This window comes from Candidatus Poriferisodalis sp. (genome assembly GCF_965221945.1).
In the GTDB taxonomy this organism is placed as follows: domain Bacteria; phylum Actinomycetota; class Acidimicrobiia; order Acidimicrobiales; family Poriferisodalaceae; genus Poriferisodalis.
Genome location: NZ_OZ244925.1, coordinates 2,742,526 through 2,759,014, shown reverse-complemented (window position 1 = coordinate 2,759,014; position 16,489 = coordinate 2,742,526). Strand labels below are relative to the sequence as shown.

At 65.9% G+C, this 16,489-nt stretch carries 13 protein-coding genes and 1 pseudogene; 5 read left to right on the top strand and 9 right to left on the bottom strand.

All coding sequences use genetic code 11. The annotated features are described in order from the left end of the window. The first annotated feature begins 317 nt into the window (after window positions 1-317). Window positions 318-587 carry a hypothetical protein gene (locus ACOQPH_RS12850; protein WP_420621778.1) on the top strand — a complete coding sequence of 90 codons (270 nt, stop codon included), beginning with the start codon at window positions 318-320 and terminating at the stop codon, window positions 585-587. Window positions 588-880: 293 nt separating this feature from the next. Here ACOQPH_RS12850 and ACOQPH_RS12845 read toward each other — a convergent pair. Beyond that, a pseudogene (locus tag ACOQPH_RS12845) lies at window positions 881-1,918 on the bottom strand (IS110 family transposase); the annotation flags it as partial. Window positions 1,919-2,296: 378 nt separating this feature from the next. Here ACOQPH_RS12845 and ACOQPH_RS12840 point away from each other — a divergent pair. Further along, a complete protein-coding gene (locus ACOQPH_RS12840; RefSeq protein ID WP_420621777.1) occupies window positions 2,297-2,956 on the top strand; it encodes a hypothetical protein in 660 nt (219 codons plus the stop codon). Between the two features lies 1 nt (window position 2,957). Beyond that, on the top strand, window positions 2,958-3,422 hold the full coding sequence (locus ACOQPH_RS12835; protein ID WP_420621776.1) for a type II toxin-antitoxin system PemK/MazF family toxin: 465 nt from the start codon (window positions 2,958-2,960) through the stop codon (window positions 3,420-3,422). Between the two features lie 55 nt (window positions 3,423-3,477). Here ACOQPH_RS12835 and typA read toward each other — a convergent pair whose 3' ends face one another. Beyond that, window positions 3,478-5,343 (bottom strand): translational GTPase TypA, encoded by a 1,866-nt coding sequence (gene typA / locus ACOQPH_RS12830; RefSeq protein ID WP_420621775.1) that lies wholly within the window; start codon window positions 5,341-5,343, stop codon window positions 3,478-3,480. A 311-nt stretch (window positions 5,344-5,654) separates the two neighbouring features. After that, window positions 5,655-7,187, bottom strand: a complete 1,533-nt coding sequence (locus ACOQPH_RS12825) for a carboxylesterase/lipase family protein (protein WP_420621774.1) — start codon at window positions 7,185-7,187, stop codon at window positions 5,655-5,657. Window positions 7,188-7,427: 240 nt separating this feature from the next. On the opposite strand from ACOQPH_RS12825, the gene ACOQPH_RS12820 reads away from it, so the two are divergent. Beyond that, complete coding sequence (locus tag ACOQPH_RS12820; RefSeq protein WP_420621773.1) at window positions 7,428-8,591, top strand: MFS transporter; 1,164 nt, start codon at window positions 7,428-7,430, stop codon at window positions 8,589-8,591. Window positions 8,592-8,656: 65 nt separating this feature from the next. Here ACOQPH_RS12820 and ACOQPH_RS12815 read toward each other — a convergent pair whose 3' ends face one another. The 5 genes from ACOQPH_RS12815 to ACOQPH_RS12795 all read right to left on the bottom strand — a co-directional run bounded on the left by ACOQPH_RS12815 (window position 8,657) and on the right by ACOQPH_RS12795 (window position 13,709). Then, entirely contained in the window at window positions 8,657-9,076 is a 420-nt protein-coding gene (locus tag ACOQPH_RS12815) for a Zn-ribbon domain-containing OB-fold protein (RefSeq protein WP_420621772.1), read from the bottom strand. A gap of 40 nt (window positions 9,077-9,116) precedes the next feature. Continuing rightward, window positions 9,117-10,289 (bottom strand): thiolase C-terminal domain-containing protein, encoded by a 1,173-nt coding sequence (locus tag ACOQPH_RS12810; RefSeq protein ID WP_420621771.1) that lies wholly within the window; start codon window positions 10,287-10,289, stop codon window positions 9,117-9,119. 121 nt (window positions 10,290-10,410) lie between these two features. Further along, window positions 10,411-11,076, bottom strand: a complete 666-nt coding sequence (locus tag ACOQPH_RS12805; protein WP_420621770.1) for an RES family NAD+ phosphorylase — start codon at window positions 11,074-11,076, stop codon at window positions 10,411-10,413. Window positions 11,077-11,082: 6 nt separating this feature from the next. Further along, window positions 11,083-11,814, bottom strand: a complete 732-nt coding sequence (locus ACOQPH_RS12800) for a hypothetical protein (protein ID WP_420621769.1) — start codon at window positions 11,812-11,814, stop codon at window positions 11,083-11,085. Between the two features lie 179 nt (window positions 11,815-11,993). Continuing rightward, window positions 11,994-13,709 carry a flavin-containing monooxygenase gene (locus tag ACOQPH_RS12795; RefSeq protein WP_420621768.1) on the bottom strand — a complete coding sequence of 572 codons (1,716 nt, stop codon included), beginning with the start codon at window positions 13,707-13,709 and terminating at the stop codon, window positions 11,994-11,996. Between the two features lie 192 nt (window positions 13,710-13,901). Between ACOQPH_RS12795 and ACOQPH_RS12790 the strand changes: the two genes are divergently transcribed. Further along, the gene (locus ACOQPH_RS12790) at window positions 13,902-14,930 is read left to right on the top strand and encodes an LLM class flavin-dependent oxidoreductase (protein ID WP_420621767.1); all 1,029 of its coding nucleotides are present in this window, start codon (window positions 13,902-13,904) and stop codon (window positions 14,928-14,930) included. Here ACOQPH_RS12790 and ACOQPH_RS12785 read toward each other — a convergent pair. Next, window positions 14,887-16,473: an acyltransferase family protein gene (locus ACOQPH_RS12785; protein ID WP_420621766.1), complete on the bottom strand. Its 1,587-nt coding sequence runs from the start codon at window positions 16,471-16,473 to the stop codon at window positions 14,887-14,889. The genes ACOQPH_RS12790 and ACOQPH_RS12785 overlap by 44 nt on opposite strands. Window positions 16,474-16,489 lie beyond the last annotated feature (16 nt).

Genomic DNA, 16,489 nt, shown 5'->3' with positions numbered 1-16,489 from the left:
CAAGGGTTGCCTTCTTCGACGTGCGCGAATCTTCGGAGGTCGGTGTTTGTCGCTCTATGTCGGGGGCTGGCACTACCCGCGGCCGCGTTGACGGACTGCGGACCGCTTCTCGCTCGGGTGGTGCTGCGGGTCTTGGCCGGGACGGAGCGTGTGCCTGTTCGGGTGGTGCCGCGCGCCGGTTCTTTCGTCTGAACAGACCTCTCATGCCCATCAGCCATCCACTAGTCGCGCAGCCTTAGCTGTCTCAGCTATCGCGTACGCGAACTTGAATTGTCGACTTCGAACCGCACCATCATTGCACAAGCGGTGTGTAGATATTGGAGCCGCTCATACTTCGCTGCGAGCTAGAGCGAATCGAGATTTCGGAGCGAGGCCGGAGCAAACAGCGCAAGCGCCACGAGGACATCTGCGAGTCGATGGAGCTGTTCGCCCGGGAAGTCATGCCCGAGTTCGCCGAGCGTGCCCCCGAGCGCGAGGCCAGAAAGCGGGAGCGCTACGCGGAGACGATCGAGCGACTCCAGAACTTCCACAACATCGACTTGGTCCCGCGCCTGGAGATGGCCATCCCCGCCAACCCCAGCATCTAGCCCTCGGTCTGCTCGCTGACGTCATTGTCGAGCGCTGGACGACTCATCGCTGACCGGCGAACCGAGAAGGGCACCAGTTGCGCAACCCGCATGATTGATGCTCCTATGGTTCGTCAAGCGGCGGTTTGGTGGTTGTTGAGCCAGTCGCGGTAGGCGGGCAGGAGCCGGTGGTGTGGTGCGTGTCCGCGTTCGATGGCGCTGATGGTGGCGGGCCAGGTGCCGAGCTGTTCGGCGGCGTGGGCGAGGCTGTGTCCGGTGGTGTGGCGCAGGGCTCGCAGGTTCTGTGCGGCGGGGGCGGGTTGGGGTTTGGTGAGCAGGGCGAAGACTTCGCGGGCGATGTAGCGCTTGAGGCATCGGATGATCTCGCGTCGGCTTTTGCCCTCGGCCTGTCGTCGAGCGGCGTAGGCGCGGGTGCGTTCGCAGGTCGCTAGGCGGACCATGGCGATGCGCCACAGGGCGTGGTTGGCTTGGCGGTTGCCTCCTTGGTTGAGGCGGTGGCGGACGGTTCGCCCTGAGGACGCCTCGACCGGGCTGGCGCCGCACAAGGCGGCGAATGCTGCTTCGTTTGTGAGCCGGTCGGGGTTGTCGCCGGCCGCTACGAGCAGGATCGACGCGACGTCGGGGCCGATGCCTTTGGCGGCTCGCAGCGCTGGGCCCGCAGCGGCGGTGAGGCGGTCGAGGTGTTCTCGCAGCTCGTCGAGATCGGCGTCGAGGGACTTGTATTGGCGGGCCAGGGTGCGCAGAGCCAGTTTGGCGGCCTGGGCAGGGTCGGCGACGTCGCCGGGGCGGAACCTGGCGCAGCGATGCACTCTTTGGGCTGTGGTGAGCGGGTCGAGCTCGCTGCGCAGCTGCTCGGGGGCGGTGAGGACCAGGTCCCGGACCTGGTTGGAGATGCGAGTGAGATGATCCCGTGTCGAGCACAACGCGACCCGGATCTGGCGGATCGACTCCACCGTGCCGTCGCCGCCCTTGGGCGCAGATGTCCGCTCATCGCTCAACCCAGCCCGCGCAGCAGCCTCAGCGTCGACGGTGTCGGACTTGCCGCGGCGACGCCGCATCTGGCGGTCCGGCCGAACCACCTCGACCACCTCGACACCGGCACCCGACAAGCGCCGGCACAGGCCCGCCCCATAGGAGCCGGTGCCCTCCACGCCGACCCGCACCAGCGGCCCGAACGACCCCAGCCACTCTGCGAGCCGGCGATACCCCGCCGGGTCCGCCCCGAACGACGCCGTGGCAAGCACCCGGCCCGCCTGGTCGGCCGCCGCAGCGACGTGGACCTCCTTGTGAGTGTCGACGCCCCCGTAGACGCCGACCGGCTGATCAGCCATGATTCAACCCTGCCTTTCTTGCCAGTAGTGAGCTAGGCACCGCCGGCCGGGACGGCGGACACGACGGTCAAGGTGGTCTCCAAGGCTCCTGACTTGTTTGAGTGGGGCCAGCAGCCCGGGCACCAAGCCGACAGATCAGCAACAAGGCACCAGGCCCGTCACACCCCGAGTCAGACCCAGGCCCGAACCACTGACCCGAACAGCATGACCGTCACACCCCCGGCGTACGTTCGAGTCGCTGCCAGAGGAGGAGAGTCCATGACCGCGACGCGACATGGTGATCGTGCAGAAGCTCAGGACGGCTACGCCAGAGCGATTGGCGGCCTTGCTTGCTCGGACCTGACGTCCGGAACGGAACATGCTGCATACACTGGCGATGTGGTGCTGCTCGCTACCGATGAGAATCGTGCGAGCGTCTCGATACGGGCCCTGCTGGAGTCCGCAGACGGCCGACGGTTGCGCATGACGCGCACCATGGTGGTCAAGTTGCTGTATCTGGCGGACTTCAGATCGGTCGCATCGGATGGGCAGGCCCGCTCGGGCATCTTGTGGCGCTGGTGGCACTACGGGCCCTACTGCCAATCGCTGCGCAGGGTCGAGGACCGGCTCGTCGCCGACAGATCGATCAAGCGCAGCACTAGTTATCTCTCAGCAGATGTAGAGGAAGCGGTTTTGAGTTCAGGCAGTGCTTCTTCGGAGATTTCGGCTCGGGCTGGTGCATTCTTGGCGCATCTCGAAGCCGTGCTCGACGACCACGGCCGTAGGACTGCTGGCGCGTTGACGGACTTGGCATACCAGACTGCTCCGATGGTCGAAGCTCAGCGATCTGGAGAAAGAGGCGTTGTGCTGGACATGCAGGTGGGGCGAACCGATGCGGCCGACGTTGATGCCGTCATGTCCGCACTGGCTGATCGGCCCGATCTCGTTGCCATGCCCCTGGTTGATGCCAGCTCCTTGGGTGCCCCGGACGCAGCCGAGATCGTCGGAGTGTTTCGCGGCAACCGGGCCCGAGCCAATCGCAGGTTGCTGGCTGACTGAGGTGTCGCACATCCGACTGGGCGATGTCTACGACATCGACGACGACCTGATTCGCATGCTGCCTGAGGGTGATCGGAGCTTTCACGCATCACGGCCATTCGTTGTCCTCAATGACATCGGAAACGACCAGCAGCATTGGCCCGTCGTCATGGGCTGTCCGATATCCAGTTCGGCCAAGTCAACAACGGCGTTCTGCGTCCAGTTGCAGAGCGGCGAGGCCGGCATGAACAAGACGAGCTGGATTCGGGTGGCAGCGTTGCAGCCACTGGAAAAGTCCGACCTTGCGCCATCCCGCTGGAGAGGACGGCTGCCCGCTCAGCGGCTGGCCGAAGTAAGAGGGAACATCCTCTTCTATCTGGGACTCAGGATCCCCTCAACTCCGAGCGCCGACGCTGACGCCAACATCTCACGGCTGGCTGACGCTTACAACCCAGATCAAGAAAGTAGGGACCACGCCGGCGGGTGACAACTAGCCAACAGTATGTGGAGTGATTGGCCAACAATTTGTGGGCGAGGCGAGCTCAGACGGGCGTCCGCTGGAGGCGCTTGCGGGCGCGGCCGCGGGCGGTGGCGTCGATGACCGTCTTGCGGATGCGGATGGCGTTCGGAGTGACCTCGACGCATTCGTCGTCGCCGATGAATTCCAGCGCTTGCTCGAGCGACAGGACACGGGGCGGCGTTAAGCGAACGGTGTCGTCGGAGGCAGCGGCGCGGACGTTGGTCTGCTTCTTCTCGCGGCAGATGTTGACGTCCATGTCCTCGGTGCGTGGGTTCTCGCCGATGACCATGCCCTCGTAGACCTCGTCACCGGGTGCCACGAACAGCGATGCCCGTTCTTGCACAGCAGCCACGGCGTATCCGGTGACTGAGCCTTTGCGGTCTGCGACGATCGATCCCGAGTGACGGGTGCGAAGCTCGCCGAGCCACGATGTGTAGCCCTCGAACACGTTGGCCATGAGGCCGGTGCCCCGCGTCTCTGTCAGGAATTCGGTGCGGAAGCCGATGAGGCCGCGTGCCGCCACGATGTAGTCCAGCCGAACCCATCCGGTGCCGTGGTTGGACATGGCGACCATGTCGGCCTTGCGCTCGCCCAGTAGCTGGGTAACCGCCCCGACGAAGCTCTCGGGGATGTCGATGGTGACGCGCTCGGTGGGCTCGTGGAGCTTTCCGTCGATGGTGCGGGTCACCACCTTGGGCTTGCCCACGGTCATCTCGAAGCCTTCGCGGCGCATGATCTCCACCAGCACTGCCAACTGAAGCTCGCCTCGCCCCTGGACTTCCCAAGTGTCGGACCGCTCGGTGCCTAGCACCCGTACCGACACGTTGCCGACCAGCTCGGCGTCGAGGCGGTTCTTAATGAGGCGGGCGGTGACCTTGTCGCCGTCGAGACCTGCCATCGGGGAGGTGTTGATGCCGATCGTGATGGACAGACTCGGCTCGTCCACGGTGATGAGGGGCAACGGCTCGGGGTTGGTCGGATCGGCGAGCGTGTCGCCGATCGTGATGTCCTCGATGCCCGAGATGGCGATGATCTCGCCGGCGCCGGCCTCGTCGGCCTCCACTCGATCGAGGCTTTCGGTGACATACAGCTCGTTGACCTTGGCTGTGGTGGTCGTGCCGTCAGTGCGGCACCACGCCACGCTCTGGCCTCGCTTGATGGTGCCGTGCATGACCCGGCACATCGCGATGCGCCCCACGTACGGACTGGAGTCGAGGTTGGTGACCCACGCCTGAAGCGAATGCTCGGGGTCGTGCAACGGAGCGGGCACGGTCTCGAGCAGCGTCTCGAACATCGGGCGCAGATCGGTGCCTGGCTGGCCGAGGTCGAGCGTCGCTGTGCCTTGACGGGCGTTGGTGTAGACGATCGGGAAGTCGATCTGGTCGTCGGTCGCGTCGAGGTCCAAGAACAGCTCGTACACCTCGTCGACGACATCAGCGATGCGGGCGTCGGACCGGTCGATCTTGTTGATCACCAGCACGACAGGCAGCTGCAGCTCCAGTGCCTTGCGCAGGACGAAGCGCGTCTGCGGCAGCGGGCCCTCACTGGAGTCGACCAGCAGCAGGACGCCGTCCACCATCGTAAGGGCGCGTTCCACCTCGCCGCCGAAGTCGGAGTGGCCCGGCGTGTCGACGATGTTGATCTTCGTCTTCTCACCGCTGTCGCGCACGTAGCGCACAGCGGTGTTCTTGGCCAGGATCGTGATGCCCTTTTCGCGTTCGAGGTCCATCGAGTCCATGACCCGCTCGGCAACCGTCTCGTTGGCGCGAAAGGCCCCTGACTGCCACAGCATGGCGTCGACGAGGGTGGTCTTTCCGTGGTCGACGTGAGCGATGATGGCCACATTGCGCAGGTCTGCGCGCGCAACGAGATGAGGGGATGCAGCCATGGTGATCCTCGCAAGGAGACGGCGCCGACGCAGCGTTGGGTTGCAAGCTCACCAGAGGTGAGCGGAGTCGAAGGACTCCGGGCGCAGAACGGAGGCCCACCGAATCTGGAGGTCCTGATTCCTGCCGGATTCGAAGGCCTCAGCAGAGCTTGATTCTACGGACGGAAGCGAACGGCACGTCCGCACGATGCGAACACGTGAGCACTTACAAACAACGCAACAGAACAATTGCAATCCATGCATTGCGTACGTTGCAATCCATGCACTGACCTGTGGCCGGTGGCCGGCCGGCGCTTGTGTGTTGCGAGCTGTTAGATCACGCCGTCCCAGAGGCTGATCTCCGTGGCGGCGGGGCTGTTGACAATCTGGCAGTCGTCGTCGAAGAGCATCGTCGGGCGTGTGCTCGCATCCCAGCGCGGCCAATCGGGCAGGCCGCTGTGGTTGGGGTTGCCGTCGGTTGCGAACCGGACCCATGCGTCGTGCGTGGCCGCAATCAAGTCGGCGGGAGGGTTGTTGCCGACGAAGCCGCGGCCCATGTCGTTGTCGGTCTGGTCGAATGCGAACGGCACCTCGATGAAGTGGTGTGCGCCCCATTCGCCGTCGCGCTCAGGGTTGTCCCAGTCGAACCGGTACGTCCACAGGTCGGAGTTGTGTGCGGCTTGGGCGTCGGCCATGCGGATGGCCGGCACGGTGAACATGCGGTCGGTCTCGACGGCCGCTGCCAGCTCGTGCGGAGCGGCGCCGGGCCGGTTGTCGCTGTACAGCTGCAGAGCCGCATCGCCGTCCTTGCCAGCCATTCCGAAGACCGCTCCCACGGTGGCTTGCACGAGTTCTTCGTTGAACATCTCCTTGAGGTCGACCACGAAGATCAGCGCCTCTTCCTTGGTCGAGCCGACCATGACCGAGACATCCTTGGCCGAGCCGGCAGCGATCGCGTCGATCGGCCGCTGCGGCAATTCCTCGGTGAAGTAGACGGGCTGGAAGGCCATCGGCACCGCCGCTGCCTCGCGGTACCTCTCCGGGTCGCGTGTCGCGCTCAGATCGTCGGTGATCGCGATCTGCGCGGCGAGCAGGTCGTCGTTGCTGACCGCCGCCAGCGCAGCTGTGTCGCCCGGCGTGATGCCGACCGCGTCCAGCACGTAGCTGCCGATCAGCGAGGTGGTGTCGGCGCTGAGGCCGTTGTGAGCGGCGCCGCTCTGGGGGATGGCAGCCCGGAACAGGCCCTTCGCCGCGGGCATCGCCATCAGCGTCGAGCAGCTCATGCCGCCCGCAGACTCACCGGCAATGGTGACCTTGCCGGGATCGCCGCCGAACGCGCCGATGTTGTCTTGTACCCACTCCAGCGCAGCGATCTGGTCGAGCATGCCGACGTTGCCCGAAGCGGCCAGTTCACCGAAGTGGCCGGCGAGGTTCCAGTAGCCCTGAACGCCGAGGCGGTAGTTGATCGTCACGCAGACGACGCCATCGCGGGCAAACGCTGCACCGTTGTACACGTCGTCCACGCCGCTGCCGGCGTAGAAGGCGCCGCCGTGGATCCACACCAGCACCGGCATGCCGCCTGCAGTGGGGTCCGGCGTCCAGACGTTCAGCCGCAGGCAGTCGTCGCCGGCGGGATTCGGCGGCGTGCCGAGCTCACCGAAGATGCCGGGCATCGACTGCTGCAGCGCCACTGGGCCGAAGGCCGAGGCGTCGCGTACGCCGTCCCAGCCGGCTGGCGCGACCGGCGGCCGGAAGCGCAGGTCGCCCACCGGAGGCGCCGCATAGGGAATGCCCTTGTAGGCGTGGACGCCCTGGTCGTCGGCGCCTCCCAGTCGCCCCGAGGTGATCGTTACTTCTGCAGCCATGCCTGCCCCCTGTCGGTTCCCGGCCGGTTGCCGGTCGGTTTGTGCTGCCAGGGTCTCGCCGGGCTCGCCTGCAACCCTCCCACTGCAGGCAGACCGTCGCCGAGACGCCGTGACGGCGTGGCGGCGATGCTAGGCGCGAGGTGCGCGGAGCCGCAGAGCCCGCCGGATGCCGCCGGATGCCGCCGGCAATCTGCTCCGAGCGGGCTGTGGCTCTGGCGCAGAACTAGCGTGCGAGCGCTTATGAATGGACGGTTCGCGGGTGGGCAGTGGCGCCGGGTGCTCCTCTACCTCGGCGGCATGATGGGGCCGCTCGGCACCTTCGTGATGCTGCCGATGATCCCCGAGTTGCGCTCGACCTTCTCGGTCACGACGAGTCAGATCGGGTGGGCGTTGTGGTGCTATCTCCTGCCGTTCGCGGGACTCTTGCTGGTGTCGGGCACGATTGCCGACCGCTGGGGCCGTGCCCGGATCTTGCGCCCTGCCGTTGCGCTCTACGCGTTAGCGACCGCTGCGTGCGCCGTGGCGCCCTCGTACCTGTGGTTTCTTGTGGCCCGTGTGGGCCAAGGCTCGATGAACGCGTTCATCACGCCGCTGTTGCTGGCGACGCTGACCGAGACGGCACCAGCGGATCGCGTGGGCCGGATCGTCGGCCGGTACGCAGCATGTCAAGCGCTCGGTCAGCTGGCCGCCCCGGTTGTGGGCGGCTACGGCGCCGACCTCAATTGGCGCCTGGCCTTCGTGGCGACGGCAGTCATCGGTGCGGCCATTGCGTTGCTGCTGCCGAGCACCCCTCACGTCGGCGCATCAGGCTCGCATCAGGCCGCGAGCTCACCGCCTCGCTTGCGTTCCCTGATTCGCCGCCCGACGCTCTTGCTAGCGATCACAGCGCTACTGAGTGCTCTTGGGCCCGTCGGGGCAAGGGTCCTGGTCGGTTTGAGTGGCCGGGATGTCATCGGATTGACGGGTTCACAGGTCGGCTGGCTCTTGTTCGGCGGAGGATTGGCCGGCATGTTGGCGGCTCCATCGTGGGGGATCATGCTTGACCGTTTGGGCGGGAGACAAGCGGCCACCATCGCGATCGCTGTCTGCTCGGGACTCGTGGCGCTGCTCCCCGCCGCACAGTCGACATGGTCGCTGGCGATCTTGTGGTTCGTCACCGGCGCCGCGACGCAGTCCGTGGTAGTCAGCTTCCAATCGCTCGCCTCGGTTGCTGCCCCCGACAACCGTGCCGGCGCGCTGTCGTTCACCCTGTCGCTTCGATTCGGGGGTCACGCGCTGGGCGCGATCATCTGGCTTCCCGTCTTCGCGATCAGTCCGACCACGGCCTATCTCGCCTCCGCCGCGGTCGGCGGGCTGGCCATCGTCGCCGTACTCGCCAGCGGGCTCGACACACGGAGTGCTTGAGCGTCGCCCCGACCGTCGGAGCGGGCCGGCGGCGGCTCCCGCCTCGGCCGTTCGACGCCGATGCCTCAGACCAGGTCGACCCAGAGGTAGGCGAATTCTTCGCCCCGTGGTTCAACTGAGATGTGCACCTGCTGGCCGAGACTGGCCTCGCCCGGCTGCACGTCGCGCAGCGAACCGACCACCCGCGGGCCCTCGTCGAGCTCCACGACGGCGGTGATGTAGGGCAGCTCGTCGACCCAGCCGCGATCGACGGTGAAGTGGTTGACGGCCATGGAGTAGATGCGTCCGCTGCCGTTCACCGCAGCGAAGTCGTAGTTGCGGCCGTGGCACAACGGGCAGTACCAGCGCTGCGGGTGTCGGAAGTGCCCGCAGTCCGAGCATCGCTGGATGCACAGCAGCCCCGCTTGCAGACACGCCAAGTGGAACTCGAGGTTCAACCCCTCGGGCTGGGGGACGTACTTGCGGGCCGGCTTGGTCGGGCTCATCGGGTCGGGCTCATCGGGTCGGGCTCATGGTGTCGGGCCCTCAGCCCCGGGCCAGCACGGCGATGCTGCCGTCGCCCAGGTCGCCGTAACCGGTCACCAGCCCCACTTCGGCCTCGGGCACTTGGGCGTCGCCGGCCTCGTGGCGCAGCTGTCGGGCCGCTTCCACGACGTGGTTGAGGCCCCATGCGTGACCCTGGGACAGCAGGCCGCCATGGGTGTTCATCGGGTAGCGGCCGCCGAGCGAGATGTTCCCGTCGGCCACGAATTCCTTTGCACCGCCCTTCGGGCACATGCCGATGGCCTCAAGCTCCATCAGCACGACGTAGGTGAAGCAGTCGTAGATCTGCAGGAAGTCCATGTCGGACGGCTGCACGCCCGCCATCGCGAACGCCCGGGGAGCTGCGGAGTCGAGGCCCAGGCGGAGCATGTCGGGCCGATTGGTGATCTCGTCGGCGGGGTAGGGGTGCCCCTCGGCGCCGCCCAGCCACAGCACCGGCGTATGGCGCAGGTCTTTCGCCCGCTCGGGCGATGTCAGCACCACGGCGGCCGCGCAGTCGGTCTCCAAGCAGCAGTCGAACTTGCGCATCGGCTCGGTGATCAGCGGTGAGGCCAGGTAGTCCTCCATGGTCATCGGCCGGCCGCCCATGAGCGCCTTGTCGTTGAGGTGCGCATGTTCGCGGCAGGTCAATGCCACCTGAGCGGCATCGGTCGGCTCGACGTCGTAGATGTCCACATAGCGCTGGATGTACATCGAGTACCACTGCACAGCCGAACGCACGCCGTAGGGCGCATAGAAGTTACGGCTCACGTCCACGAACGGTCCCGGTTCCAAGCGCCGCTTGGTCGGACGGGTCTTGGGCCGGGGCCGCATGGCCGAGTAGCCGTTCCAGCCCATGGTGATCACGACGTTGGCGGCAACGCCCGCGGCGATGGCCATCGTGGCCGACTGCAGTGCTGCGACCGGACTGGCGCCGCCCATGTGCACCGTGACGGCGTAGCGAATGTCACGAGCGCCGAGGTTGGCGGCGATCTCCTCGGACGAGATGAACCCTGGGGGCGGCAGGATGCCGTCGATCTCGCTGGGATCGAGCCCGGCATCGGCGATGGCGGCCATCGTCGCTTCCAGCACCAGTTCGGGCACGCTCAGCGAGGTGCCACGCATGTAGTCGGTCTCGGCAACCCCGACGATGGCGGCGGCTCCAGAGATGTCCACGGCTCACCTCACCTGCTGGACGCGTTGGAAGACCGATTCCGTTCAGCGATCTCGTTGAGTGTGGCAGATCTATTGGCAGGAGTTCCTGTGGAGCGGCCTATGAGCTCTCAGTCGTCGTTGATCACATGAGGGCAACGCGGTAGTCAGCGAGAATCTGTTCGAGGTAGAGAGTTCCGACGCCCGTACCGAGATCTCGCTCGCTAGATGTCAGCGGTGAGGCATCTTCGGTCGCTTCGAGACAGTCGTCTGAGACACGGTCACCGAACAGCACCAAGGCGAAGCCTTCAGGTTCCCGTCGGGAGCGCCAAGCGAGGCCACTCGCCCATGGTGCCCATGATCGAATAGCCGCTGCCCAGCGTCGTGACCTCCCATAGGCCGATGCTGGCCCACCGGTCAACCAGGTGTCTTGTCCGACAGCCGCCAACGAACGGCCGGAGCGCAGGTCGACCAGGTCCAGATCGACGGCCACGTTCATCCAGCCGATTCGCAGGCCTGAGAGCTTGGCGCGCGGCAACAAACGGGCGCCGCGGTCATCGAATGGGAGGTCGCGAAGCAGCGTCTCGGAAACGGCGGTGCGATCGTCCAGCGCGGCGTACAAGAAGGAGTACGGATCGTCAGGCGACGAGTCGAAGCGCCCACCTTGCATAGGGTTGCGAGCAACGGTCGGATTGAATTCCGTGACGGAGAACTCGGCGCTGTGCAGCCGAGTTAGGCGAGTGCCGCTCAGAAGACGGAATCGATGCGGCGTGCCGTCGTAGTGGGGCGACGGTGCCTGCTCTGGCGGCAATCCCGCCTACCCGACGGGCTCGGTGACGGCGTTCGCGACGGCAAGCAGATCGTCGTCGCGGTCGGCTGCCACGAGTTCGCAAGGGCGGGCATTGAGGCGGTCATTGACGCTGAACCACCACGATGCGACACCCCACGGGTCGTCACCGGCGCGCAAGTGTTGGTTGACCGCACCAACCGTGGTGTCAACGCAGCGTCGTTCGGGATCGAACTGGAACGCTGGATATAGGTAGCCCCGTCCGTGACGCAATCCGAGCAACTCCGAACGCAAACGGTGCTGGCGAACTCGCTCCCGGTTCGTCGGTTCTGACCCGAGTGCCGTGGCCGCATCCCGTGCTTGCAGCATTGGCTCGTCCCAGATGGCACGGATTGCCTCGCCCTGAAGCCTCGTGCGGTTCATGAGCGACTGTTCGATGTGGTCGAGAACCCTTCGCGGCTCGCCGCCAAGTTGGTGGGCGATATCGCTTTGGGCCGCGACGAAGAGCAGCAGATTTCGAAGGTACGGCGCGCGATCGACGAATGCTCGGTGACTCGCAGCGACGAGCGCGGCTGCGTCCAAATAGTCCGCATCGGCCGCTGGCCACTCATCTTGGAGCGCGACCAAGATTGCTGCCATGCAGCGCCAGCGGTCTGCGTATCGTTCAGATGCAGCCGACACGACCGCGTCCGCGAATTCCTTGTCGCTGAGTTGGGCGCTCAGTTCCAGGAACTGCTCGTGTGCCTTCAGTTCATTCGTCACAGAACATGTCCTACGCTGACGGATCCACTACCAGCATTGTATCGTCAGGAACGTCAGACTGCCGCCGGGAATACCAAATCCCACCGGTGCTTGGCTGTCAGGCCGTCGCAAAGGCCACGGATGTCACGACGATGTCGGCAATTGTCGAAACATGAGTCGTGTGACGCATAGGTCCTGCGTCAGCCGATGGCGACCGGCGAACGTTCGGTGCTGAAGGTCACGCCCTCGTAGTCGTGGTCGGCGATCTCGTCGATGCGGCGCTTGTACTTCGGCGCGCCGCCGTTGTACACGAGGTAGCGAATGGTGCCCTTCTCGTGTCCGTCCACATTCGAGTTGTAGCCCGTGAACCAGCCTTGGGCCTTGCGCATCAGCATCATGCTGTACATCTCGACGACGTGGTTGGTCCAGTCCCGCTCGGCGTCTTCGTTGGCCTCGAAGCGGGTGTAGCCGTTTTCCCAGATGTGGTCGAGCATCCCGGTCACCCAGTCGACGCCGATCTCGATGCCCCGCGGGTAGTTGGTGGACGCTGAGCCGCTCTGCGGACCGGCGATGGTCAGCAGGTTGGGGAAGCCGTTGACCATCAGACCGATGTAGGTGACGGGCCCGTCTCCCCACTTGTCCCGCAGCTTCACGCCGCCGCTGCCTTGGAAGTCGATGCGGTCGAAGGCGCCGGTGATGGCGTCGAAGCCGGTGGCGTACACGATGAGGTCGAACTCGTAGTGCTGATCGGTGGTCTGGATGCCGGTCGGGGTGATCGCGGTGATCGGTGTCTCCTGCAGATCCACCAGGTTCACGTTCGGCCGGTTGTACGTCTCGTAGTAGTGCGTCTCGAGCGGGACCCGCTGCACGCCGAAGCCGTGGTCGGAGGGGACGAGCTTCTCGGCGATGACCGGATCGTCGACCCGCTCGCGGATCTTGTCGCCAATGAACGCCGATAGCTCCGCGTTGGCCTTTTCGTCAAAGAAGATCTCGCGGAAGTTGGCCATCCAGATGCCGAATCCCGGCTCCCCGTACAGCTTCTCCCACATCGCCCGGCGCTCTTCGGGCGGCACGTTCCAGAAGCCGCGGCGGTCTGGCTCATGTTCGAAACCGCCCGGGGTGCGGGCGCACTTGTCGAAGATCTCGTCGTAGCGGGCTCGGATGCCTGCCATCTCCTCCTCGGAGATCTCGCTGTTGTGCAGCGGTGCACACCAGTTCGGACGCCGCTGGAAGACCGTCAGGTGCTCGGCCTGCTCGCCGATGGCGGCGATGGCCTGCACACCGGTGGCGCCGGTGCCGATCACGGCGACCCGCTTGCCCTCGATCTCGACCGGTTCGGCCGGCCAGTGGTAGGTGTGGAACGACGGGCCACGGAACACATCAGTGCCGTCGGCGTCGACGCCCTCGATGCGTGGATAGGTGGGTGCCGACAGCAGGCCCAGTGCGGTGAGCAGGAAGCGGGAGGACAGGTCGCGACCGTCGGCAAGGTGCAGCCGCCACATGTTGTGGGTGTCGTCGAAGTGCGCCCATTCCACAGTGCAGTCGAACTGCATGTACTTGCGCAGGTCGAACTTGTCGGCGACGTAGTTCAGGTAGCGGAGGTTCTCGGACTGGCCCGAGAAGCGCTCTTGCCAGTGCCATTCGTCGAGCAGCTCGTCGGAGAACGAGTAGCCGTAGGTGTAGCTCTCGGAGTCGAACCGGCAGCCGGGGTAGCGGTTCCAGAACCACGTGCCGCCCAGGTCGCTGCCCATCTCGAGCACGGTCGCATGGACGCCGCGCTCGGCCAGTCGGTACATCTGGTAGATGCCGGCGACGCCGGCGCCGATGATGATGACCTCGTAGTCGGGCATGCCATCGGAGGGCGAGGACGAGACCTGCGAACCGTTGGTGGTGCCGTTCGTCGTTCCCTGCGCCATGAGCTGTTCCCCTTCGCGATCGTGATCGGGTCGCCACGCCCGGCTGCGCCCTGCCGAGCGGGCCGTGGCCAGTCGTTGCGCGTTCGGGGTGACCCCGCCTTTCCACGGTAGTCGAATCGCCTCCCAACAGCCCTGGGACGGTGCGGTGCGTTACCTCTGCCCGGGTGATCGGCTCGGTCGTAGTCTCCGGGGATGCCTCCACCCCTGCGATTCGGTGTCGTCCACGATCTGCGCAGCCCACCGGGCAGCGAGGTGCCGCTGCGTGAGATGTACGCCCAGGCACTCGACCAGATCGAGATGGCCGACGAGCTCGGCTTCGATCTGGCGTGGTTCACCGAGCATCACTTCCTCGATGACGGCCATCTCCCCAACTTCGTACCGGTAGCGGGGGCTGTTGCCGCTCGCACGTCGAACATCCGCATGTCGACCGACATCCTGCTGGCGCCGTTCGCCCATCCGATCCGGCTGGCCGAAGACCTGGCGATTCTCGACAACATCTCCAACGGGCGCATCGAGCTGGGCATCGGGATGGGATATGCGGCCCACGAGTTCCGAGGCTTCGGGATCCCGCAGTCTCGCCGGGTGTCGCTGACTGAGGAGCTGGTGCAGATCCTGCGTTTGGCGTGGAAGGGCGAGCCGTTCAGCTTCCACGGCAAGCGCTACCAGTTCGACGATCTGCTGGTGACGCCTGCGCCGGTGCAGCCCGGCGGACCGCCGCTGTGGATCGCGGGCATGAGTACCAAAGCGGCTGTGCGGGCTGCCCGGTTCGACACGCACCTGTTGCCCCAGGGTGCCCCCGATGTGGTGATGGAGCCGTGGAAGGCGGAGCTGCGGGCGACCGGACGTAACCCTGACGACTACCGCGTGGGCATCATCCGCTCGGTCTTCGTGACCGACGACGCCGAGCGTGAGTGGAACCCGATCAAGCCAGCGGAGCGTTACCGGCTCGGGGTGTACGCCAAGTTCTTCGCCGAGACGCCCGACACGTTCACTGCGTTTGATCTGACGAAGGGTGCGATTCCTCAGAATTGGATAGTCGGCGACGAGGACCATTGCGTCGCCGAACTGGTCGACTTCATCACGCGCTACGGACTTACCGACGTGTGCACCTGGGGTGCCTCGCCCGGCATGGCCCCGTCGCTGTTCAACGCCTCGCTCGAACGGCTCGCCCGAAATGTCATCCCGCGGGTGCGCGCCGCCGTCGAGGGCGGCGGCCGTTGAGCAGCCAGCCGATGGGGGTGTGGCGAACGGCGATGGCGTAGCTCGCCAGCAGGACCGCAGTTGCGCCCGCGACGATGGCGGTGAATTCGATTCCCCGGGCCAGGTCGGTGGTGCGCGCCCATGCCTGCAACACGATCACCAGCGGCAGGTGCGCGAGGTAGAGCCAGTACGACGAGTCGGACAGGTAGCGGACCCAGCGGCGCTCGCGGCCCAGGATCACGCTGAACAGCCCGATCAGGCCCAGCGACATGCCCCAGGCGTAGGCGGCCTGGAATGCAGCGGCGACCGGCCATGGTCCGTCTTCGAAGGTGAGCCCGAGCCCGATGGGCAGCACCACCAAGAACGTGACGGGCAGGACCCAGCGCCAGTGACGGCCCAGCCGGTCTGACATCAGCTCGCCGACGGGTGTTCGACGCCCGTAGATCAGGGCCCCGAAAGCGAAGAACAGCGCGTAGTAGGCCAGGACATGCGGGACGGGAGCGAGGCCTGCTGAGGTGTCAGGACCGAACACCGGCCATTGACCGCCATCGCCCATTGCCAGTTGCGGCAGCAACGTCAGCGGGACCGTCAGCCAGATCAGCGCGGAACGCAGCCTGCTGTGCGGGCGGTCCGATTGCGTCCGGCGTCGCGTGGCGATGTCGATGAGCCAGGCGACGACGGCGAATGCCGCCATGTACCAGCACAGGAACCAGAGGAACCACAGGTGATGGAAGCTGGTCACCCAGCTGGAGAGGCCGATGTCATCCTCGCCGGACTCTCCGTTGCCGACACGCTGGTGGAAGGGCGAGTCGGCGGCGCCGTCGCCCCAGAAGCCGATCTTGTCCCAGTCGCCGCCGGGCTGGCGGTAGTCGATGTGGCCTCCTTCAACGATCACCTTGGCCACCTCGGGATGCGCGAGGTAGACGGCAATATCGAGCGGCGTGGCCCAGTCGGCGTTGCGGGCGTTGAAGTTTGCGCCACGTTCCAGCAGCAGTTCAGCCATCTCGGCGTCGTTGGTGACCGCTGCCAGGTGCAGTGCCGTGTTCTTGTTTGGATCTGCGGGGTTGACGGCGTTGACGTCGAAGCCGCCGTCGAGAATCACCTCGGCTGCGAGCACATCGCCGAAGTAGGCGGCGGCAAAGAGATCGCTGTCGTCGTCGATGCCGGAGGTGTAGGCCCACTGCGTGGTGGCGTCCATCAGGGGGACGATCGTGAACACGCCAATCAGCAGCGGCAAGCCGATGCGGCGGGCCCGGTGGGAGACCAGCCTGGCCACGCCCCGCCGGCGCCACAGCATTGCGGTGAAGTAGCCGCTGAGCAGGAAGAAGACCGGCATCCGGAAGCCATGGATGACCCACAGGATTTCGTCGAACGGCCCGGCGAGGCTGGCGCGTCCGTCGGTGACCGGCCAGAACGAGGGAAAGAACGCCAGCGTGACGTGCAGGACGATGCCCAGCATCATGGCGAAGCCGCGGAGCGCGTCGAGGTCGTGGCGGCGCGGGTCGCGTGCGGGCGTGCCGGACGTTCCAGTCGGTGGGGCAGTGTCGGCGTCGAGCTGGGTCACCGGAGCCGCACGGAGG

What these genes read in the sequence shown, in the direction of transcription:
- ACOQPH_RS12795 (WP_420621768.1), bottom strand. Translation starts at nt 13,709, where the DNA reads ATGGCGCAGGGAACGACGAACGGCACCACCAACGGTTCGCAGGTCTCG.
- ACOQPH_RS12825 (WP_420621774.1), bottom strand. Translation starts at nt 7,187, where the DNA reads ATGGCTGCAGAAGTAACGATCACCTCGGGGCGACTGGGAGGCGCCGAC.
- ACOQPH_RS12815 (WP_420621772.1), bottom strand. Translation starts at nt 9,076, where the DNA reads ATGAGCCCGACCAAGCCGGCCCGCAAGTACGTCCCCCAGCCCGAGGGG.
- ACOQPH_RS12790 (WP_420621767.1), top strand. Translation starts at nt 13,902, where the DNA reads ATGCCTCCACCCCTGCGATTCGGTGTCGTCCACGATCTGCGCAGCCCA.
- typA (WP_420621775.1), bottom strand. Translation starts at nt 5,343, where the DNA reads ATGGCTGCATCCCCTCATCTCGTTGCGCGCGCAGACCTGCGCAATGTG.
- ACOQPH_RS12820 (WP_420621773.1), top strand. Translation starts at nt 7,428, where the DNA reads ATGAATGGACGGTTCGCGGGTGGGCAGTGGCGCCGGGTGCTCCTCTAC.